This is a genomic window from Nocardia bovistercoris, assembly GCF_015674855.1.
In the GTDB taxonomy this organism is placed as follows: domain Bacteria; phylum Actinomycetota; class Actinomycetes; order Mycobacteriales; family Mycobacteriaceae; genus Nocardia; species Nocardia bovistercoris.
In genome coordinates this window covers 291,264-312,507 of sequence record NZ_JADMLG010000004.1, presented here as the reverse complement: position 1 = coordinate 312,507, position 21,244 = coordinate 291,264, and the positions used below count along the sequence as shown (strand labels likewise).

The window sequence follows — 21,244 nt, the reverse complement described above, 5'->3', positions numbered from 1 at the left end:
CCGCCGTCAGGACCGCAGGACGCCACACCGCCGCCACAACCTCGAGCCGGGGCAGCGCGATGACACCGTCCTCGAGCACCGGACGCTTCGGCCGGGCCGACGGCTGCTTGTCGCCATGTCGCCAAGTACCCACCGCCGCGACCCTGAACAACGCGATGGCGGCCGCACCACACCGGGACGGTCGAGTCGGGCCACTGCCACCCCGTGCACCCATGGCCACATGCCGTCCGCAACCTCGACTCGTGGGCATTATGAGGACCGCCCGCACTGAACCGGGGCGGTGTGGCGACGACCGACGCCACACCGCCCGCGGATTCAGTCGAAGGACGGGTTCTCGGTCCTGGTCCGCTTCAACTCGAAGAAGTGCGGGTACGAGGCGAGCGCGACGACGCCGTCCCATACCGTGCCCGCTTCCTCACCGCGCGGAATCCGCGACAACACCGGACCGAAGAACGCGATCCCGTTGACGTGGATGGTCGGCGTGCCGACGTCCTCGCCCACCTTGTCCATCCCCGCGTGGTGGCTCTCGCGCAGCGCGGCGTCGTATTCGGTGCTGTTCGCGGCCTCGGCCAGTTCGGCCGGGAGTCCGACCTCGGCGAGCGAGTCGGCGATGACCGCGGCCAGCGACGCGGCGCGATCGGGGCGCTCGTATTCGTCCTTGCGGTCGTGGATGCGGGTACCCATGGCGGTGTAGAGCGGCGACAGGATCTTGTCGCCGTGAGCCTGTGCCGCGGCGATGGCGACCCGGACGGGCCCCCAGCCGACGGCCATCAATTCCTGGTATTGCGGCGGCAGGTCGCGGCCCTCGTTGAGGACGGCGAGGCTCATGACGTGGAAGCGGGCGTCGATATCGCGGACCTTCTCGACCTCCAGGATCCAGCGGGAGGTGATCCAGCACCACGGGCACAGCGGGTCGAACCAGAAGTCGGCGACGTTCTTCTCGGCCGTTTCGGTCACGGTTCGTTCCTCTCGATCTTTCGCGAAAGCTGAATTGCGGCGGCGGGTAGCGCGGCCGCTATCGGGAGCAACCACATCGGTCCGGTATTCGTTCCCGATTCGCGGGCGCGAGGATCGGCTGACAGTAGGCTCGGGGCAGGAATCCGTTATCCACCCGAGAAGGAGTCCGCAATGACCTCGCAGCGTCGTTTTGTCATCGTCGGTGGCGGCCTGGCCGCGGCCAAACTCGCGGAAGCTCTGCGGGACAACGATTTCGACGGCACCGTCACCGTGATCGGCGCCGAGGAGCACCTGCCATACGAGCGACCTCCGCTGTCCAAGGAACATCTGCTCGGCAAGAAATCCCTGCCGGAATTCACCGTGCAGCCGGGTCAGTGGTACCGCGATCACCACATCGATCTGCGATTGGGCACCGAGGTGACCGCGATCGATCGCGCCGCCGCCACCGTGACCCTGCCCGACGGCTCCACCCTGGCCTACGACAAGTTGGCGCTGGCCACGGGCTCGAGCCCGAAGCGCCCGCCGCTGCCGGGCGCGGACGCGCCCAACGTGTACACGCTGCGCACCATCGGCGACTCCGACACCATGATCGAGCTGTTCGGGCAGAATCGCAGCCTCGCGGTGATCGGCGCGGGCTGGATCGGTCTCGAGGTCGCCGCGGCGGCGCGGGGGGCCGGATTGCGGGTCACGGTCGTCGAATCCGCCGAGCAGCCGCTGCTCGGCGCGCTCGGACCGGAGATGGGCGCGGTCTTCGCCGACCTGCACCGGGCCAACGATGTCGACCTGCGGCTCGGCGCGCAGGTCGAGGAGATCACCACCCGCGACACCGGCGAGGCGGTGCTCGCGATCGGTCTGCGGCTCGGCGACGGCAGCACGGTGACCGCGGACGCGGTGCTGGTCGCGGTCGGCGCACGGCCGAATGTCGAACTCGCCGAGGCGGCGGGTCTGGAGGTCGATGGCGGTGTGCTGGTCGACGAATCGCTGGCGACGAGCGATCCGGATATCGTCGCCGTCGGCGATATCGCCGCGCAGCGCCATCCGGTTCTCGGCCGCCGCATCCGCGTCGAGCACTGGGCCAATGCCCTCAATCAGCCCGCGGTGGCGGCGGCGACCATGCTCGGCAAGCCCGCGGTCTACGACCGACTGCCCTACTTCTTCACCGATCAGTACGACCTCGGCATGGAGTACACGGGCTACGCGGCGGCAGGCGAGTACGACCGGGTCGTGGTGCGCGGCGATCGCGACGCCCGCGAGTTCGTCGCGTTCTGGCTCGACGCCGACAATCTGGTCATGGCCGGGATGAACGTCAACATCTGGGATGTCACCGACCGGATCAAGGAACTCGTCGCGGCGGGCGAACCGGTGGACCCGGCGAAGTTGGCCGACACCTCGTCCCAACTGTGATGCAGGTCACTCCACGGATACGACAAGTGCGTACGACCGGCTCCGACCTACCCTCGAGAGCGCCACAAGGGCGCGCCGACCGGCAAGGAGCCGAATCATGAAGTACATGCTGTTGAAGACCTACGGTGCGACCGCGGCCTGCGATCTGCCGATCAACGAATGGGCGCCCGAGGACATCGTGGCGCACATCGAATTCCAGAAGGCGCTCGGCGCCCAACTCGCCGCGAGCGGCGAACTCGTCGACGCCCAGGGCCTTGCCGGACCGGAGGAGGCGCGGGTGGTGAGCTCCGACGGACGCTCCGCCCCGGTCGTCACCGACGGCCCCTTCCCCGAGACGAAGGAATTCCTGGCGGGCTACTGGATGATCGACGTCGACAGCCCCGAACGCGCGCTCGAGATCGCCGCGCTCGCCTCGGCCGCCCCCGGTCCCGGCGGCGCACCCATCCGCGAATACATCGAGGTGCGCGCGGTCATGAGCGCGCCCGCCACGTAACAGCGCTCGCAGTGCACGTGACCGAGAGCACCGAGGACCTGCTGCGCACGCTCGCGCCGCAGGTCCTCGGCACGCTGGTGCACCGATTCGGCGATTTCGACACCGCCGAGGACGCGCTCCAGGAGGCCTTGCTCGCCGCCGCGACCCGGTGGCCCGAAGACGGCGTGCCGCAGAATCCGCGCGGCTGGCTGATCCAGGTCGCGCAGCGGCGCATGGCCGACGCGGTGCGCGCCGAGGTCGCCCGGAGGCGACGTGAGCACACGGTCTTCGACCGCGAGGTGTCCGATACCGAGGCCGTCGACCGCGACGACACCCTGTCGCTGTATTTCCTGTGCTGCCATCCGGCGCTGTCGACGGCGAGTTCGGTGGCGCTCACGCTGCGCGCGGTCGGCGGACTGACCACCGCCGAGATCGCGCGCGCCTTCCTGCTGCCGGAAGCGACCATGGCGCAACGCATTGCCCGCGCCAAGAAACGCCTCGGCGCATTGGAACGCCCGTTCGCCGAACCGTCGTCAGGCGAGGAGAACCGGTGGCGGGACCGACTCGACCCGGTACTGCGCGTGCTCTACCTGATCTTCACCGAAGGACACACCAGTTCGACCGGACCGGATCTGCACCGCACCGACCTGTCCGGCGAGGCGATCCGCCTGACCCGCGCCGTGCACCGACTGCTGCCCGACGATCCCGAGGTCGGCGGACTGCTCGCGTTGATGCTGCTCACCGATGCCCGCCGCGCCGCGCGCACCGGAGCGCACGGCGAACTGATCCCGCTCGCCGAACAGGACCGGCGACTGTGGGATCGCGCCCTCATCACCGAGGGCGTTCGACTCGCCACCGCGACCCTCGCGCACGGACTGCACGGCCCCTACCAGGTCCAAGCCGCCATCGCGGCCCTGCACGGCCAGGCAACCCGCGCCGAGGACACCGACTGGCCGTCGATCCTGCGCCTGTACGAGGTACTGGAACGCCTCGCGGGCAGTCCCCTGGTGACCCTCAATCGCGCGGTGGCCGTGGCCATGACGCACGGACCCGACGCCGGTCTCGCCCTCGCCGACACGGTAGCAGCGGATCTCGCCGACAACCACCGACTCGACGCGGTGCGCGGCCACCTGCACGAGATGGCGGGCGACCACACCGCGGCCAGCACCGCCTACACCCGCGCCGCCGCTCGCACCACGAGCACGCCCGAACGCGACTACCTCACCCTGCGCGCCGCGCGACTGCGCGCCGAACACCCCGGCGCGACCGCATGACCCGTCGATCGACACCGCGGCGGCGAAGGGCAGACTGCACACTGTGACAGACAAGACCAGCGCGGGCATCCTGCTGTTCCGCCGTCGGCCGGACGACGGCCTCGAAGTCCTGATCGGGCACATGGGCGGACCGTATTTCGCGAAGAAGGACGACGGCGCGTGGTCGATTCCCAAGGGCGAGTACATCGCCGAGGAAGAGGACGCGCGGGCGGCGGCGAGCCGGGAGTTCACCGAGGAACTCGGCCTGCCGGCGCCCGAGGGGGAATGGCTGCCGCTGGGCGAGGTCACCTACAGCGGCGGCGGAGGCCGCAAGACCGTGATCGTGTGGGCCGTCGAGGGCGAACTCGACCCGGATCAGGTGGTGCCGGGCACCTTCGAGATGGAATGGCCGCCGCGTTCGGGCCGGATGGCCGAATTCCCGGAGATCGACCGCGCCGCCTGGTTCGACCTCGACACCGCGCACGACAAACTCGGCAAGGGTCAGCGGCCGTTCCTGGACCGCCTCGCCGCACAGCTCGTGTCCTGAATCGGTTCGACGCGACCACGACCGTCGGGCACCGTGAGCACGACTCGGCGCGCCGTCGTCAGCTCCACGCCCGCCCGGTGACCAGTTCGTACGCCTCGACATATTTGCCTCGGGTCGCCGCGACGATATCGGCGGGGATCTCCGGTCCCGGCGGTTCCTTGTCCCAACCGGTCCCGGCGGCCCAGTCGCGCACGAACTGCTTGTCGAAGGAAGGCTGCGCGCGGCCTGGCTCCCACCGGTCGGCGGGCCAGAATCGCGAGGAGTCCGAGGTGAGCACCTCGTCGCCGAGGGTGAATACCTCGCCGTCCCAACCGAATTCGACCTTGGTGTCGGCGATGATCACCCCGTTGCGCGCCGCGTGCTCGGCGCCGCGCCGATACAGGTCGAGAGTGGTGTCGCGCAGCAGTTCGGCGACCTCGCGCCCCTCCTGAGCCACCACGTCCTCGAAGGTCATGGGCAGATCGTGACCTCGCGCGGCCTTGGTGGTCGGGGTGAAGATCGGCTCGGGCAGGCGGTCGCCGTCGCGCAGCCCTGGCGGCAGCGCGATTCCCGAGACGGCGCCGGTGTCGCGGTACTCGGTGAGACCGCCGCCCGTCAGGTATCCGCGGGCGATGCATTCGACCTGGATCATCTTCAACGGCTTGACCCGAACTCCGCGTCCCGCGAACTCCTCGGGCACATCGGTGGTGGAGAGCACGTGATTCGGGATGTCGGCGAGGAATTCGAACCACCAGTTGGACAACTGGGTGAGCAGCACACCCTTGTCCGGAATCGGCGTCGGCAGCACCACGTCGTAGACCGACACCCGATCCGAGGCGACGAGTACCAGCGAATCGCCGTCCTCGTACAGATCGCGCACCTTGCCCGCGTGCACATGCTTCAAGATCGAGCCTCCGAATCCGTCGCCGAGAAATATCCGCCGCACGGCAACGATACCGGCGCGACCCGCACGACCTCGCGACAGTGCGGCGCGACCCGAACGCGTCGTAGGGTTGGGCGGAAAAGTCCCGCGCGCGCCGCCACGCGGCGGCAGCCGACGCACAGCCACGTGGCGGCGGCCGACGCACATCGGCACACGCGCCGTTCTTCGACCACGAAGGAGCCTCATGTCCGCACCCAACCTGACTCGCGAACAGGCGATCGAACGCGCCGCGACGGTGCTGGTCGAGAACTACCGCATCGAACTCGACCTGACCGACGGGTCGGGCGAACCGGGTGAACAGACCTTCTTCTCCCGCAGCACGGTCACCTTCACGGCCACGCCGGGAACGAGCACCTTCATCGACATCGTCGCCCGCGGGGTCCGTTCGGCCGTCCTCAACGGCGCCGCGATCGACGTGTCCGACTACGACGAGTCCACCGGGATCACCCTCGCCGACCTCGCCGAACACAACGAGCTCGTCGTCGAGGCCGACTGCGAGTACTCGCACACCGGCGAGGGCCTGCACCGGTTCGTCGACCCCACCGACGACGCGGTCTACCTGTACTCGCAGTTCGAAACCGCCGACGCCAAGCGCATGTTCGCCTGCTTCGACCAGCCCGACCTGAAGGCCACCTTCGATATCGCGGTCACCGCCGCGCCGTCGTGGAAGGTGATCTCCAACGGCGCGACGGTGCAGAACGTGCGCCCCGAACCCGGCCGCCACGTGTTCCGCACCACCCCGCGCATGAGCACCTACCTGGTCGCGCTGATCGCGGGCCCGTACGCGGAATGGACCGACGCCTACACCGACGAGCACGGCGACATCCCGCTCGGCATCTACTGCCGCGCCTCGCTGGCCGGACACATGGACGCCGAACGGCTGTTCACCGAGACCAAGCAGGGCTTCGGCTTCTACCACGAGAAGTTCGGCGTCCCCTACGCCTTCGGCAAGTACGACCAGCTGTTCGTGCCGGAATTCAACGCGGGCGCGATGGAGAACGCGGGCGCGGTGACCTTCCTGGAGGACTACGTCTTCCGTTCCAAGGTCACGCGGGCCTCCTACGAGCGCCGCGCCGAGACCGTGCTGCACGAGATGGCGCACATGTGGTTCGGCGACCTGGTCACCATGAAGTGGTGGGACGACCTGTGGCTCAACGAGTCGTTCGCGACCTTCGCCTCGGTGCTGTGCCAGTCCGAGGCCACCGAATACACCAACGCGTGGACCACCTTCGCGAATGTGGAGAAGTCCTGGGCCTACCGCCAGGACCAGCTGCCATCCACCCATCCCATCGCCGCCGACATCCCGGACCTGGCGGCCGTTGAAGTCAACTTCGACGGCATCACCTACGCCAAGGGCGCCTCGGTGCTCAAGCAGCTGGTCGCCTACGTCGGACTCGAACCGTTCCTCGCGGGCCTGCGCGCGTACTTCACCGACCACGCCTACGGCAACGCGACCTTCGACGACCTGCTCACCGCGCTGGAGAAATCCTCGGGACGCGACCTGTCGACCTGGGGCGCGCAGTGGCTCAAGACCACCGGCCTCAACATCCTTCGACCGGATTTCGAGGTCGACGCGAGCGGCCGGTTCGCCCGCTTCGCCGTGGTGCAGGAAGGCGCGCACCCCGGCGCGGGTGAACACCGCGTGCACCGCCTCGCCATCGGCGTCTACGCCGAACGCGACGGGAAACTGGTACGCACCGAACGGATCGAACTCGATCTCGACGCCGCCGACCGCACCGAGGTGCCCGAGTTGGTCGGCGTCGAGCGCGGCCAGTTCGTGCTGATCAACGACGACGACCTCACCTACTGCTCGGTCCGGCTCGACCCGGATTCGCTCGACGTGGTGCTGCGCCGCATCCACGAGATCGAGGAACCGCTGCCGCGCACCCTGGTGTGGTCGGCGGCCTGGGAGATGACCAGGCAGGCCGAGATGCGGGCCCGCGATTTCGTCGCCCTCGTGCAGCGCGGCATCGGCGCCGAATCCGAGATCGGCGTGGTGCAGCGTCTGCTGATGCAGGCCAACACCGCCATCGGCAGCTACGCCGACCCGACGTGGGCGGCCGAGGTCGGCTGGCCCGAATTCGCCGACCGCCTGCTCGAACTGGCACGCGGGGCCGAAGGCGGATCGGACCATCAGCTCGCCTTCGTCAACGCCCTGACCGGCGCGAAGCTCGCGCCCCGGCACACCGAGGCGCTGCGCGGGCTGCTCGACGGAGAGGGCGTCGGCCTGGACGGACTCGATGTCGACACCGACCTGCGCTGGCGGGTCGTCTCCGCGCTCGCGGCGGCGGGCGAGATCGACGGCGAAACCGTCGACACTCCCGTCATCGACGAGGAACTGGCCAAGGACCCGACCGCAGCGGGCAAGCGGCAGGCGGCCGCCGCCGCGACGGCCCGCCCGCTCGCCGAGGTCAAGGAACAGGCGTGGGCGCGGGTCATGGACGACGACACCGTGCCGAACATCACCGCGCGCTCGATCGTCGGCGGCTTCGCCCCGGCGGGCCAAGGTGAGCTGCTCGGCTCCTACGTCGACCGGTATTTCTCCGATATCCCCGGTGTGTGGGAGCGGCGTTCCAGCGAGGTCGCCCAGACCGTGGTCGTCGGGCTCTACCCGTCGTGGGCCATCACGGACGAGGCGGTCGCCGTGGCCGATCGGTTCCTCGCCGCCGACCATCCGCCCGCACTGCGCAGGCTGGTCAGCGAGGGTAAGTCCGGGATCGAACGGTCACTGCGGGCGCGCGCCTTCGACGCCGAGTGAAGCACGGGTGCGGCGGGCCGAACCCATCGGTCCGCCGCGCCCGGACACGCGAAAGGGGCGGAACGGTCCCACTGGACCGGCCCGCCCCGATGAGCACAGGTGTGCGGGGTGTCAGCGCCCGATCGCGGCGGCCATGACGCGGATCGCGGAAACCAGTCCGTCGATCATCTCGCCCTGGCGGAACGAACTCAGCGCGGCGGTGACACCGAGCTGGCACACCCGGTCGTTGGCGCGATCGGCGACCGCGCTGCCGGAGCGGACCTCGATGGCCTTCTCGTTCGGCGAGACCGCGATGAGCACCGAATGCGCGGCGTCGGGCGTGGCGGGGAAGATCGCGTCCGCGCCCGCCGCCGGGTCGGCGCCGAGGTCGCCGATGTAGACGGTGAAACGCACCTTGGTGGCCCTGGTGGCCTCGATGAGCACGTTGTCCACCGCGAGGCGTTCGTCATCGCTGAACGGCGCCTCCTTGAAGACATCGCCCGCCTCGTGCACACCCGAGACCCGACCGCTGCTGGTGAGCGCGTATCCGTGCGGCAGGTCGGATTCGACCACCGCGGGCCACTTAGAACTTGCCACTTGCCCGGCCTCCGATCAGGTCCGCTTCGATGGCGGCGTGGCCGCCGTGCCCGTCTCCGCCATGGTGACCGTGCCCGATCACCTCGTCGGTGGCACTCCACAGGACCGGCGGCTGTGTCCACTTCTGACCGAGGTCGAAGTGGGTCGGCTTCTCACCGGCGAACGGCTTGCCGAGGTAGGACAATCCGGCGATGGCGCCGTAGACCACCAGCGGGATGCCGCCGAAAATCAGCACTGTCTCGAGAATGCTCACGGACCAACGGTATCCGATGGGCTGTAGTAGATCATCCGCTACCCGCTCAGACCAGCCACGCCGCCGAATCCGGTGGCAGCTGTCCGTCGATCAGGTCCGCGCTGGCCAGCAGCAATTCACCGGGCGGCAGCGGAATCGGCGCGCCGGTGGCGTTGAGCGCGCAGATCAGTCCGCCGGGCCGCCGGAACGCCAGACACCCCTTCGGACTGCCGTACCACTCCACGCTCGCCCCGGAGAACTCGGCGCGGTTGGCGCGCATCTCGATCGCCATCCGGTACAGCGACACCGTCGAGCCGACCTCCTCGAGCTGCGACTCCACCGTCAGCTTCGCCCACTCCGGCGGCGCGGGCAGCCACGAACTCGCGGCCGAGGTGAAACCGAACGGCGGGAGTTCGCCCTCCCACGGCAAGGGCACTCGACAGCCGTCGCGGCCGCGATCGGTGTGCCCCGACCGCTCCCAGACCGGGTCCTGCAGCGCCTCCTCGGGCAGATCGTCCACATTCGGCAGGCCGAGCTCGGCGCCGTTGTAGACGAAAACCGCACCGGGCAGCGCCAATTCGACCATCATCATGGCCTTGGCGCGGGCCACTCCGAGCACGCCGCCGCCGTAGCGGGTGACCTCGCGCTCGATGTCGTGATTGGACAGGGTCCAGGTCGGCGACGCGCCCACCGGGGCCACCGCGGCCAGCGAATTGTCGACGGCGTGCCGCACCGCCTCGGCGTCGAACGCGGTCTCGGCGAGTCGGAAGTTGAAGGCCATGTGCAGTTCGTCGGGCCGGACGTATTCGCCGAAGCGAGTGTTGTCGTCGACCCAGACCTCGCCGATGGACACCGCGTGCGGATACTCGTCGAGCACCTTGCGGAAACGGCGGTGGATCTCGTGCACGCCGGGATTGTTGAAGCGCGGATCGTCGTCGTCGTGCACCAGCATCTTGGTGGAGACGTTCGCCATATCCGGCAGTCCCGGCGGCTTGGCCATGCCGTGCGCCACGTCGATGCGGAACCCGTCGACCCCGCGGTCGAGCCAGAATCGCAGCGTCTGTTCGAAATCCGCGACGACCTCCGGATTCTCCCAGTTCAGGTCCGGTTGTTCGGGCGCGAAGATGTGCAGGTACCACTGCCCCGGCGTGCCGTCGGGTTCGGTGATCCGCGTCCACGCCGGGCCGCCGAAGATGCTCGGCCAGTTGTTGGGCGGTTCGCTGCCGTCGGGTCCTCGGCCGTCGCGGAAGATGTAGCGGGCGCGTTCACCGCTGCCCGGCGCCGCGGCGAGCGCGTCGACGAACCACCGATGACGGTCGCTGGTGTGGTTGGGCACCAGGTCCATGGTGATCTTGATGCCGCGCCGGTGCGCCGCCGCGATCAGCGCGTCCATCGCCGCCATCCCGCCGAACAGCGGATCGATGTCGCGAGGATCGGACACGTCGTAGCCGCCGTCGGCCATCGGGGAGCGCATCACGGGGCAGATCCACAGTGCGTCGATGCCGAGCAACTCCAGGTAGCCCAACTTCTCCTTGATGCCGCCGAGGTCGCCGACGCCGTCGCCGTCGGAATCCGCGAAGGATCGGGGGTAGACCTGGTAGAACACGGCCGAACGCCACCACGGCGGCGCTTGGCCGTCAACCGGCGCCGCATTGTCCTCGGCCGGCGCAGCGCCGTCCGCCGACGCGGCTGATGTTTCCGTCACATCCGCAATAGTGCCAAACATTTTCGCGGACTTCCGCCGTGCAACGCCATGTTAAAAATCCCCCGCAAACCGCGCGAGCGTCCGCGAAGGCCCGAGACACCCGCTCCGACACCGGAGCCCGAGCTCACGAACCGAACCGAACGGTGCGGCAGCGAATTTAGGGCTAATATGTGATCGAGGACTCAGAACGGGGAATTGACCAGGGAATTCGCCGCCATCTCCATGTAGTCGAGCAGCGCCTTGCGATGGTCGTCGTCGAGGACTTCGGGCTCGATCTCGGCGATGCCGAGGCGCATGCACCGCAACCACGCGTCGCGTTCGATCGGACCGACCTTGAACGGCATGTGCCGCATCCGCAGCCGCGGATGTCCGCGCTCGTCGGAGTAGGTGCGCGGACCGCCCCAATACTGTTCGAGGAACATGCGCAGCCGCCGTTCGGCCGGGCCGAGATCCTGCTCGGGGTAGAGCGGGCGCAGCACCTCGTCGGCGGCCACCTCGCGGTAGAACGCGGCGACGATGCGCCGGAAGGTCTCCGCGCCGCCGACCGCCTCGTAGAACGATGTCGCCGTCTGCTCGCCCGTACTCATCTGATCCTCTCGATCGTCCGTGCCCGCCGCCGTGCGTGTGCCCACCCGCCGTCAGTGCTCACCCGCAGTCAGTGCTCACCGCCGTCCATTGTGCTCACGTCCATTGTGCTCACCGCCGTCCATTGTGCCCGCCGCGACCGACACCTCCGCGCCCGCGTATCCTCGGAACTCGGTCCGGTCTTCGCCCCGGTCGCGGCGGCATCGGAGCGACACGTGGCCCCGACGCGGCGCTTCAGCGGCAGTTAACCGAACATTGTGCGAAATCACCGTGCAATCGGGCGGTTTCCATGGTCAACTGGGGAGCAGTCCCAGCGGAGGTACCCATGAAGCAGCGGCATGGCCGATCACACGAGGCCAGGGCACACCGACAACTCCAGCCCGCCGACGTCCACAATCGTGGGTCGGGGGCCATTCCGCTGCATATCTTGTCCGACCATCATCCCGGGGCCCATCGCCCCGGCGAGACCGCCCATCCCGGTCCGCGCCTGACCGCCGTTCCTTCCGAGACCATCAACTGGTTGAAGCGCCGGGTGTTGCTTCTCAACGCCACCTACGAGCCGCTCACCGCACTGTCCGCGCGCCGCGCGATCGTCCTGCTGATCTGCGACAAGGCAGACGCGGTCCATCACAACGACGAAGGCCCGATCGTCCATTCCGCGGCCGCCGAGGTCGCGATTCCTTCGGTCATCCGATTACGCAACTACGTCCACGTCCCCTATCGCGCGCGCGTGCCGATGACCCGCGCCGCCCTCATGCATCGCGATCGCTACCGCTGCGGCTACTGCGGCGGCAAGGCCGAGACCATCGACCACGTCATTCCGCGCAGTCGCGGCGGCGAGCATTCCTGGGAGAACTGCGTCGCCAGCTGCGCACCCTGCAACCATCGCAAAGCCGACAAACTGCTCAGTGAACTGGGCTGGACGCTGCGCGCACCGCTGGTGTCACCGAAAGGTCCGCACTGGCGACTGCTGTCGACCACCGCCGAACTCGACCCGATCTGGCTGCAGTACCTCGGCGAGGGCGCGGCCTGAGCCTCAGGTGTACTCCATCACGAAGGTCGCCCAGGTACCGGCGGCCAGCGCCTCGAACACGTGGGGCGCGTCACCCGGATAGGTGAGGTAGTCCCCCGGCCCGAGTTCCACCGGGGCCTCGCTCGGTCCCGCCAGCGCGCGCCCGGCGGCGAGCAGGACGTGTTCGACCACGCCGGGGCCGTGCGGATCGGATTCGCGGACGCGCCCGGGTTCGGCCACGATCCGGAACACGTCCCGGCGGGTATTCGGCGGTCCGGCCGCGAGCAGGGTTGCGCTGTAGTCGGAGTGTTCGGCCGCGACGACCGGGCCTTCGCCCGCGCGAATGACCCGTACGGCGGGACGCGGCGGTTCGAGCAGTCCGGAAAACGGCATGTCGAGTGCGACGCACAGCGCCCACAGGGTTTCCAGGCTCGGATTCCCGCTGCCCGACTCCAGTTGGGACAGTGTCGATTTCGCGATGCCCGCGCGCTGGGCGACCTCGGTGAGCGACAGCCCGGCCCTGGTGCGTTCGCGACGCAGCGAGGCGGCGATCACCGCCTGCGGCGCCGCGCCCCTCTCCTGCCGATCCATGCTCCGCTCCCGTCGATTTCCGAACCGCTCAACAGGAAACCATATTGACGGATACCGCCGCCCGTGTTCACCATAGACTACATGCGTTCGATATGGCGAACACTCGACCGGTCCACCCGCGCGGGCATCGCGGCGGTACTCGCGGCCGTCACGATGATCGGCATCTCCTACGGCGCCACCGCGATCGGCTACGGATTCCCGCTCTGGCTGCCCGTGGCACTCGGTGTCGTCGTTCTCGCTGGCGGAGCGGAATTCCTGTTCCTCGGCATCCTCGCCGCGGGCGGCAACCCGTTCGCCGCCGTCGCGGCCGGACTGATCGTCAACGCCAGGCACCTGCCCTACGGACTGTCCCTGCCCGCGGTCACCGGCAGCGGGCCACGTCGCCTGCTCGGCACGCACGTGATGAACGACGAGTCCGTCGCCGTCGCCCTCGCCCAACCCGACCTCGCGCGCAAACGAGCCGCCTACTGGTGCTGCGGTATCGGCGTCATGGTCGCGTGGCCGCTCGGCGCCACACTCGGCGCGATCCTCGGCAGCGTGATCCCCGACATCGACGCCTTCGGCCTGGACGCGGTCTTTCCCGCCGTCCTCATCGCCCTGGTGGTCCCGGCGCTGCGCGAACGCGACACCCGAGGACCGGTGGCGCTTGGCGTAGCGATAGCCCTTGTCGGCGCACCCTTCCTACCAGTGGGTTTGCCGGTGCTGTGCGCGTTGGCCGGACTTCTGGTCGCCGCGCGATGGCCGAGTTCGGCGACGCGGCAGAACCCGCGAGAGCCGAGTTCCCGGCCGGAGTCGGCCGCAGCGCAGCCCTCGGCCCCCGAAACACCGGCGGACAGCGACGCACCGGCCCACCGCGACCCACCGCTGGACCCCGAAACGCCCGCAGGCCTCGACGCAGCCGGGCTCGCCCGCACCGCGCCGCTCGGATATGCCGACTCCCGATGCGGGGATCACGGCGCCGCGCGCTGTCGAGCATCGTCGTGATGCTGGCTCTCGCGGTGGCAGCGCTCGGCGCCGGGACCTTCGCCTTCCGATGGGCCGGGCCCGCGCTGCGCAACCGCATCCGCTTTCCCGACCGCGCCGTCCGACTCCTCGAAATCGGGGCGGTGGTCCTGCTCGCCGCACTCGCGGCCGTCACCACGCTGCCGCTGGGCAGCGGACGAATCGGACCCGCGCTACCCGCCGGCGTTCTCGTCGCCGGACTACTCGCCTGGCGGCGGGCGCCCCTACCGATCGTGATCGCCGCCGCGGCGGCGACAACCGCCCTCATCCGGCTGTTCGGCGAGAACTGACGGCGGCGGGCTCACCTCGTGGGCAGCGGATCGCACCGTCGACGGTCGACGTGCGCATCCTCGCCGATGCGGTATCGGCCGGCTTCGGGGGACGATGGAGGTCCCGCTGCGGATTGCCGTCGCTGGAATCGGCGCGCGACACGCCTGTTCCACCGCGAGGTCAGTTCGGAGTGAGTGGGATCGCGCCGCCGCGGCGACGGGCGACCGAACCGTAGCGGGCGTCCAGGCGCAGCCAGGTGTTGGTAGCGCGGACGCGGACGATTTCGGTGGGCGGAATGCGGCGGGCCTCGGTCTTGTCACCGGAGTGCGGGATGAAATCCATCGCGGTCAGGGCGAAGACCACGCGCATGGGCACCTGCACCGAGATCCGATCCGCCGAGGCCGTCAGAACGGTCTGATCCAGCAGGGATGCGGGGGGACCGTGCGAGCTGCCGTGCTCCCTGGCCAGTTCGGCGCCGCGTTCGGCCAACTCGACCAGCGACCGTGCGGGCACGTCATCGATATGGGTGAAACCGTCGGTAGGCGGAAGGGCGCCGCGCCAGGCCGAATCCATCGAATATCCCAGATCGATCGGACTGCCCGAGCTCAGTCCGGCCAACACCGTATCCGCGGCCACGGTCACGTCGTCGACACCGAGTTCGGCCAGCACGGTGCGCACCGCGAGCGCCTCGAATCCCGTGCTCACCCAAGCCGAGACATACCGCTCACCGCGCCTGCGCAGCCGCACCACCGCGGCGACGTCCAAGCGCAGCGCCCGCGTGAGGAAGGTGGCCAGATTCTCGCGTTCGGCCGGGTCGGCGACATGCAACACCCGCTGCCCGGTCACCACGGCGACACCCGCGCCGCGCCCGCCGCCGTTGTCGCCCTCCGCAGACCTACCGAATTCAATGGCCCCGTCATCCCTTTCGCCCCGGCGCCCCTTGCCGAAGCCGACCCGGACATCCTTTTCGCCCCCTGCACCCTCGCGTTCACAGATGGCGACCACTCTCGGCGCGCATGCCGAACCCGGCCGCCTTGTCGACCCTCGGCACTTTCGGCTGCGGTACCCCGCCGGCTTTCCTTGCGAGTTGAACAGGGCGACCGCTCTCCCGTTGAGGCTGCCACGAGTCGGGCCCAGTCAGCCTGGTCGCGGCAGGCTACTTCCATCGAACCGGGCACAGCGGTGTTCCGCACGACGAATCCGTCAGCGTCATCGGCGAATCCGGCTCAATCCATCCACTCCGTGAGGTAATCCCGCTCCGGGCCGGTGAGTCGGCGCAGGCGCTGGGTCGGCATGTCGAAGGCCGCGATCTGGGTGGAGGCGGTCACCGCGGGCGGTGAATCCAGCGCGGCGCCGTTCGCGCGCACCTCGTAGCCGATGGTGAAATCGACCGCGCGCAGCTGCTCGATCCACATCGCGATATCGAGCGGGGTGTCCTCGTGTCGCAACTGGCCGCGGTAGCGCACCCGCAGGTCGGTGAGGACACAGCCCTCACGCAGCGAGGTCGTCGGGCTGCCGTCGAAGAGCCACGGAATCCGCGCCTCCTCGAGCAAGGTCACCATCCTGGCGTGGTTGACGTGCTGGAACACGTCCATATCCGACCACCGGACCTCGACCTTGGCGTGAAAACGCTTGGGCAGCACGACAGCGCTCCCGTTGGCCTTCCCGTTCACAGAGTTCGTCACCGTGGTTCCTCCGATCGGGCGTCGCCCGCTCACCGCCGAGACGACTGCCGCGTCGCAGCCGCACGTTCGGTGAATCGTGACACCGGACTAGATCAACTCCGACCTGTCCCGCCGCGGGTGCGCACCCGGTGGCGGGACCGATCCGCGGCACTCAGTATCGCAATCTCCGAAACACCGACGGTCACGGGGCACGCGGCAGCCGGAATTCGGCGCGTACGAGATACGGCACTGCCCGCGATATCCCTGGAACCGTAACATGATTCGGCCGGACGCGCCGCGCACGCGCCCGGCCGTAACTCACTCAGCGTTCGGACTGCGCCCCGACACCGCTGACCATGCTGCGCACCTGACGCGCCGCCACCGACAGCGTTGCCAGATCGTGGGTGCCGGATTCGAACAGTTCCGACAGCGCCGCACGCGCGCGACCGAGCCTGGACTGGTTCTTGGACTCCCAGTACGCGATCTTCTCGTCGGCGGTCTCCTCGGGATCGCCCGCGGAGAGCACGTCGAGGGTGAGCGAGCGCAGTGAGCTGTACATGTCGTCGCGCAGCGCCAACCTGGCCAGCGCATGCCACCGGTCGCCGCGCTCGAGGTGGGTGACGGCCTCGAGCAGCCAGTCGATCTTGAGGTGGTCGTTGAGCGCGTAGTACAGCGAGCCGACCTCGTCACCGTCGCGGTCGGTGATATCCGCGATATCGAGCACGTCGAGCAGCGAGAACTGATTCAACAGGCCGAAGACCTCGGTGGCCAGATCGGCGGGCGCGCCGCGGGCGATGAGCTCGCCCGCGTGGTCGGTGAGCGTCGAGACGTGGTGCACGCGCAACCAGCCCGGCACCTTCGGCGCCAGTTCGCGCACGCCCCGGCTGTAGCGATTGATCTCCGCGCCCACCGCGATCGGCTGCGGGCGGTTGCTCAACAGCCAGCGTGAGGCGCGGTCGAGGGTGCGCTTGGTCTCGAGTTCCAGCGCGTCGCGGACCGAGGTTGAGGTGTCGGCCGCCCTGATCCTGGTCCAGATGTCGTTCAGGCCGAAGATCTGGCCCGCCGCCGCGAAGGCGCGCACGGCGTCGGTGGTGGTGGCGCCGACCTCCTCGTTCAGCCGGTGCGCGTAGCTGATCCCGCCGTGGTCGACCATCTCGTTGACGATCATCGTGGTGACGATCTCCCGGCGCAGCCGGTGCTTCTTGATCGCCGCGCCGAATCTGGTCCGCATCGCCGCGGGGAAGTACTCGGGAAGCCGGTTGGCGAAATACGAGGTATCGGGCAGTTCCGACGCGAGCAGATCCGCTTTGAGCGACAACTTCACGTGCGCCATCAGGTTGGCGAGTTCCGGTGAGGCCAGGCCGGTGCCCTCTTCCTGTCTGCGCTTGATCTCCGCGTTGGAGGGCAGCGCCTCCAGTTCGCGATCGAGTCCGCGACGCTGCTCCAGATCCTCGATCACCCGCTTGGTGACGCTGAGCATGCGCGGCGCCTCGTAGCGCGAGATGCCCATCAGGAAGTTCTGGGAAACGTTGTCGCGCAGCACCATCTGCGCGACATCGTCGGTCATCGAGGCGAGCAGCGGATTGCGCTCCGGTTCCGGCAGCAGACCGCTCGACACCACGCCGTCGAGCAGCACCTTGATGTTGACCTCGTGGTCGGAGCAGTCCACACCGGCGGAGTTGTCGAGGGCATCGGTGTTCATCTTGCCGCCGCGGCGGCAGAACTCGATGCGTCCCAGCGCCGTCGCGCCGAGGTTGCCGCCCTCGCCGATCACCTTGACCCGCAACTGGTTACCGTCGACCCGCACCGGATCGTTGGATTTGTCGCCGACCTCGGCATTGGTTTCCGTCGACGCCTTGACGTAGGTGCCGATGCCGCCGTTCCAGAGCAGCCCCACCGGGGCGAGCAGGATGGCGCGCACCAGGTCGGGCGGCGAGAGCGACTGCACATCGTCGGCGAGGCCGAGCGCGGCGCGCGCCTGCGGGCTGATCGGCACCGCCTTGACCGTGCGATCCCACACGCCGCCGCCCGCGCTGATCAGCGCGGTGTCGTAGTCGGCCCAGGAGGAGCGCGCCAGCCCGAACATCCGCTGCCGCTCGGCGTAGGAGCGCGCGGCGTCGGGATTCGGGTCGAGGAAGATGTGCCGGTGGTCGAAGGCCGCGACCAGCCGGATGTGCTCGGAGAGCAGCATGCCGTTGCCGAAGACGTCACCGCTCATGTCGCCGACGCCGACCACGGTGAAATCCTGGGTCTGGGTGTCGATGTTCATCTCGGCGAAGTGGCGCTTGACGCTCTCCCACGCGCCCTTGGCGGTGATGCCCATCGCCTTGTGGTCATAGCCCGCCGATCCGCCCGAGGCGAAGGCGTCGCCGAGCCAGAAGCCGTAGCGCTGCGCGACCTCGTTGGCGATGTCGGAGAAGGTGGCGGTGCCCTTGTCGGCGGCGACCACCAGGTAGGTGTCGTCACCGTCGCGGCGCACCACCCGCGCGGGCGGCAGCACGGCACCGGTGACCCTGTCCACATTGTCGGTGAGGTCGAGCAGGCCGGAGATGAACGTGCGGTAGCAGGCCACGCCCTCCGCGCTCAGCGCCTGCCGGTCGGCGCCGGGATCGCCGGTCGCGGCGGGCGGCTGCTTGACCACGAATCCGCCCTTGGCGCCGACCGGGACGATCACCGCGTTCTTGACCGCCTGCGCCTTGACCAGGCCGAGGATCTCGGTGCGGAAATCCTCCAGGCGATCCGACCAGCGCAGGCCGCCGCGGGCCACCGAACCGAAGCGCAGGTGCACGCCCTCCACCCGAGGCGAGTAGACGAAGATCTCGAATTGCGGTCTCGGCTTGCGCAATTCGCTGATCTCGCGGGGTTCCACCTTCATCGAGATGTGCTCGCGCACCGCGCCATCGGCGTCGGTGACGTAGTAGTTGGTGCGCAGGGTCGCCTTGATCAGCCCGAGCATGGCGCGCAGGATGCGGTCGGCGTCGAGGCTGACCACCTCGTCGATGCGCGCGCGCACCTGCGCCTCGAGGTCCTCGGCGTGTTCGGCGGAACAGGTATCCGGATCGAAACGCGCGGTGAACAGGTCGACGAACAGACGTGCCACATCGGGATAGGTGAGCAGGACACGCGCGATATTGGCCTGGCTGTAGGGGAAGTCGGCCTGCTGGAGATATTTCGCATAGGTGCGCAGGATCGCGACCGCGCGCCATGGCAGCCTGGCCCGCAGGACGAGTTCGTTGAGCCCGTCGGCTTCGGCGCGGCCGTGCCACATGGCCTCGAAGGCGTCGGTGAAGCGTTCACGCAGGCCGCGGACCTCGGCTTCCAGCGCGTCCGCGCGGGCCGACGATTCGAGCAGTTCGGCGTCGAGATCGCGGTCGAGCGCGCTGCGCAGCAGTTCGGGACGCGCGAGCAGGCCGAAATCGTAGATCCAGCGCTCGACGGCCGGTTCACCGGAGACCGCGGGTTCGAGCATGATCTGGTATGGCCGCTCGTCGACCACCTCGACGCCGAGGCTCTGCAAGACCGGCAGTACCTGACTCAACGAGATGCCGGTGCCCGCGATGTAGAGGCTGAAGCGCCACGACCCCGGGTCCGAACCGGACTTGCGGTACAGGTTCTGCACGATCGAACCGTCGGAGAGCCGTTCCAGGCGTCTGATGTCGCCCAATGCGCGCGCGGGCGCGAAATCCTGTTTGTAGCCCTCGGGGAAGGCTTCGGCATAACGGTGGACGATCGCGGGCGCGATCGCCGACGCGGTGTTGAGTTGATCGTTGAGGTGGTCGTCCCAGGTATTGCTCGCCTCGGCGAGCAGGCGCTGGATCCTGATGCGGTTGGTCTCGGTGGTGTCGGCGGGCGCAGGCGTCTCCCGCGTGCCGCTGTCGGGCAGCCGCACCGTGAAGTAGACGCTCGCCAGCTCGCTCTCGCTGACCCGCGCCGAGTAGTCGATGGAGACGCCGCCCAGTTCGCGCACCAGGATGTCCTGCATCTCGAGGCGCACCCGCGTGGTGTAGCGATCACGCGGCAGGTAGACCAGGCAGGCGACGAATCTGCCGTAGCCGTCGGCGCGCATGAACAGCTTCACCTGGCGGCGCAGTCCGACATTGAGCACCGCGTTCGCGGTCCGGCGCATGGTCTCGGCGTCGGAGGAGAACAGTTCGGTGCGCGGGAAGGACTGGATGACCTCGAGCATGGCCTGCCCCGAGAAAGATTCCAGGTCGAAGCCGCTCTGCTCGATGGCCGCGTGCACGTGGCGCTCGATCACCGGGATGTCGAGCACGTTCTCGTGCACCGCGGTGACGGTGAACACCCCGATGAACAGGTGGTCGCCGACGACCGCGCCGGATTCGTCGAAGTCGGCGACGCCGATGAAGTACGGGTAGACCGAGCGGTGCACGGTGGCCGGGACCAGGCCCTGGGTGAGCATCAGCAGCGGGCGGTCGCCGTCGTGCACGGGCACGCGGAAGTCGGTGCCGACATCGGGCCGCAGCACCCCGAGGCAGGTGCCGGGCAGCGCGTTGGACGTGGTCTGGTCCCGGTTGCCTTCGAGGCGGTAGCGCGCGTAGCCGAGCACGGTGAAGTTGCCGCTGCCGAGCCAGCGCAGCAGGTCGGCGGTATCGCGCAGGTCGGTCTCGCCGAACGGAGCCGACTCCGATTTCGCGGCCTGCTCGAGGTGGTCGGCGAGGTTTCGCTGCACCGCCCGCATCGCGTCGGTATCGCTGTTGACCTGCCGCACGTCGGTGACCACGATCGGCATCGTCTGCTCGATCCGCGTCAGGAGTTCACCGGTGGTCGATGGATGCAGTTGCAGGTGCATCCAGGACTCGCGCACCCCGGTGACGGCGTTGTTGCCGTCCACCTCGTGCGGCGCCGCGTGCACCAGCCGAGATTCCGCGTCGCGCTCGACCTCGAAGATGGGGTGGATGACCTCGCTGATGCTGACACCCATCCGCGTCAGGGAGGAGGTCACCGATTCGACCAACAGGCCCATATCGTCGGTCACCAGCTGAACAGCCGGACCTAGGCCGGTACCGTCATCGGGCTGATAAACACGCACCAGTGTTCGTCCGACCGGCCGCGCTGTCGCCAGTTCCAGATGCCGCCGGAAGATCTGGGTGATCCCGGTGATCGCGCAGTCCACATCGCCCGCGTCGACGTGGCGGAAATACGCCTCTTCGAGAGTCGCCAGATCGCCGCGCAGTGACTGCGGCAATCCGGCGGCCCACGCCGCACTGGACAATTCGGACGAGACCGTCATTTTTCGCCAACTCCTCGGATTCGGTTCCGTAACAAAGTGACGC

18 protein-coding genes are annotated in these 21,244 nt (G+C 68.7%); 8 read left to right on the top strand and 10 right to left on the bottom strand.

The features are described from left to right. Positions 1 to 315 precede the first annotated feature (315 nt). Positions 316 to 957, bottom strand: a complete 642-nt coding sequence (locus tag IT779_RS12470) for a mycothiol-dependent nitroreductase Rv2466c family protein (protein WP_196149420.1) — start codon at positions 955 to 957, stop codon at positions 316 to 318. Positions 958 to 1,128: 171 nt separating this feature from the next. Here IT779_RS12470 and IT779_RS12465 point away from each other — a divergent pair, with 171 nt between their 5' ends. The 4 genes from IT779_RS12465 (at position 1,129) to IT779_RS12450 (ending at position 4,633) form a co-directional block, all read left to right on the top strand. After that, a complete protein-coding gene (locus tag IT779_RS12465; RefSeq protein WP_196149419.1) occupies positions 1,129 to 2,361 on the top strand; it encodes an NAD(P)/FAD-dependent oxidoreductase in 1,233 nt (410 codons plus the stop codon). 97 nt (positions 2,362 to 2,458) lie between these two features. Then, the gene (locus tag IT779_RS12460) at positions 2,459 to 2,854 is read left to right on the top strand and encodes a YciI family protein (protein ID WP_196149418.1); all 396 of its coding nucleotides are present in this window, start codon (positions 2,459 to 2,461) and stop codon (positions 2,852 to 2,854) included. An 11-nt stretch (positions 2,855 to 2,865) separates the two neighbouring features. Continuing rightward, positions 2,866 to 4,107 carry an RNA polymerase sigma factor gene (locus IT779_RS12455; protein ID WP_196149417.1) on the top strand — a complete coding sequence of 414 codons (1,242 nt, stop codon included), beginning with the start codon at positions 2,866 to 2,868 and terminating at the stop codon, positions 4,105 to 4,107. A 43-nt stretch (positions 4,108 to 4,150) separates the two neighbouring features. Next, positions 4,151 to 4,633, top strand: a complete 483-nt coding sequence (locus IT779_RS12450) for an NUDIX domain-containing protein (RefSeq protein ID WP_196149416.1) — start codon at positions 4,151 to 4,153, stop codon at positions 4,631 to 4,633. A gap of 58 nt (positions 4,634 to 4,691) precedes the next feature. Here the strand turns inward: IT779_RS12450 and IT779_RS12445 are convergent, their stop codons facing one another. Further along, entirely contained in the window at positions 4,692 to 5,516 is an 825-nt protein-coding gene (locus IT779_RS12445; RefSeq protein WP_196149415.1) for a phosphoribosylaminoimidazolesuccinocarboxamide synthase, read from the bottom strand. 223 nt (positions 5,517 to 5,739) lie between these two features. On the opposite strand from IT779_RS12445, the gene pepN reads away from it, so the two are divergent. After that, positions 5,740 to 8,313, top strand: a complete 2,574-nt coding sequence (gene pepN, locus IT779_RS12440; RefSeq protein ID WP_196149414.1) for an aminopeptidase N — start codon at positions 5,740 to 5,742, stop codon at positions 8,311 to 8,313. Between the two features lie 111 nt (positions 8,314 to 8,424). On the opposite strand, the gene IT779_RS12435 is transcribed toward pepN, so the two are convergent. From IT779_RS12435 to IT779_RS12420, 4 genes are all read right to left on the bottom strand, one after another. Continuing rightward, positions 8,425 to 8,889, bottom strand: coding sequence for a DUF5130 domain-containing protein (locus IT779_RS12435; protein ID WP_332838772.1), 465 nt, complete (start codon positions 8,887 to 8,889; stop codon positions 8,425 to 8,427). Next, positions 8,876 to 9,142, bottom strand: coding sequence for an aa3-type cytochrome oxidase subunit CtaJ (gene ctaJ / locus IT779_RS12430; RefSeq protein WP_196149413.1), 267 nt, complete (start codon positions 9,140 to 9,142; stop codon positions 8,876 to 8,878). Before ctaJ ends, IT779_RS12435 begins: the two co-directional genes overlap by 14 nt. 46 nt (positions 9,143 to 9,188) lie before the next feature. Next, a complete protein-coding gene (locus tag IT779_RS12425; protein WP_196149412.1) occupies positions 9,189 to 10,847 on the bottom strand; it encodes a glycoside hydrolase family 13 protein in 1,659 nt (552 codons plus the stop codon). Between the two features lie 161 nt (positions 10,848 to 11,008). Further along, positions 11,009 to 11,413: a globin gene (locus IT779_RS12420; protein ID WP_196149411.1), complete on the bottom strand. Its 405-nt coding sequence runs from the start codon at positions 11,411 to 11,413 to the stop codon at positions 11,009 to 11,011. 323 nt (positions 11,414 to 11,736) lie between these two features. Here IT779_RS12420 and IT779_RS12415 point away from each other — a divergent pair, with 323 nt between their 5' ends. Further along, entirely contained in the window at positions 11,737 to 12,444 is a 708-nt protein-coding gene (locus IT779_RS12415; RefSeq protein ID WP_196149410.1) for an HNH endonuclease, read from the top strand. Positions 12,445 to 12,447: 3 nt separating this feature from the next. On the opposite strand, the gene IT779_RS12410 is transcribed toward IT779_RS12415, so the two are convergent. Next, the gene (locus IT779_RS12410) at positions 12,448 to 13,014 is read right to left on the bottom strand and encodes a helix-turn-helix domain-containing protein (RefSeq protein ID WP_196149409.1); all 567 of its coding nucleotides are present in this window, start codon (positions 13,012 to 13,014) and stop codon (positions 12,448 to 12,450) included. Positions 13,015 to 13,095: 81 nt separating this feature from the next. Between IT779_RS12410 and IT779_RS12405 the strand changes: the two genes are divergently transcribed. Next, positions 13,096 to 13,998, top strand: coding sequence for an AzlC family ABC transporter permease (locus IT779_RS12405; protein ID WP_196149408.1), 903 nt, complete (start codon positions 13,096 to 13,098; stop codon positions 13,996 to 13,998). Then, positions 13,998 to 14,306, top strand: coding sequence for an AzlD domain-containing protein (locus IT779_RS12400; protein WP_198428422.1), 309 nt, complete (start codon positions 13,998 to 14,000; stop codon positions 14,304 to 14,306). The genes IT779_RS12405 and IT779_RS12400 overlap by 1 nt, the downstream gene beginning before the upstream one ends. Before the next feature lie 160 nt (positions 14,307 to 14,466). Here IT779_RS12400 and IT779_RS12395 read toward each other — a convergent pair whose 3' ends face one another. The 3 genes from IT779_RS12395 to IT779_RS12385 all read right to left on the bottom strand — a co-directional run bounded on the left by IT779_RS12395 (position 14,467) and on the right by IT779_RS12385 (position 21,201). Then, positions 14,467 to 15,135 (bottom strand): hypothetical protein, encoded by a 669-nt coding sequence (locus IT779_RS12395; protein ID WP_332838771.1) that lies wholly within the window; start codon positions 15,133 to 15,135, stop codon positions 14,467 to 14,469. A 377-nt stretch (positions 15,136 to 15,512) separates the two neighbouring features. Continuing rightward, entirely contained in the window at positions 15,513 to 15,971 is a 459-nt protein-coding gene (locus tag IT779_RS12390) for an acyl-CoA thioesterase (RefSeq protein ID WP_332838770.1), read from the bottom strand. 301 nt (positions 15,972 to 16,272) lie between these two features. Beyond that, positions 16,273 to 21,201 (bottom strand): NAD-glutamate dehydrogenase, encoded by a 4,929-nt coding sequence (locus IT779_RS12385; protein ID WP_196149406.1) that lies wholly within the window; start codon positions 21,199 to 21,201, stop codon positions 16,273 to 16,275. Positions 21,202 to 21,244 lie beyond the last annotated feature (43 nt).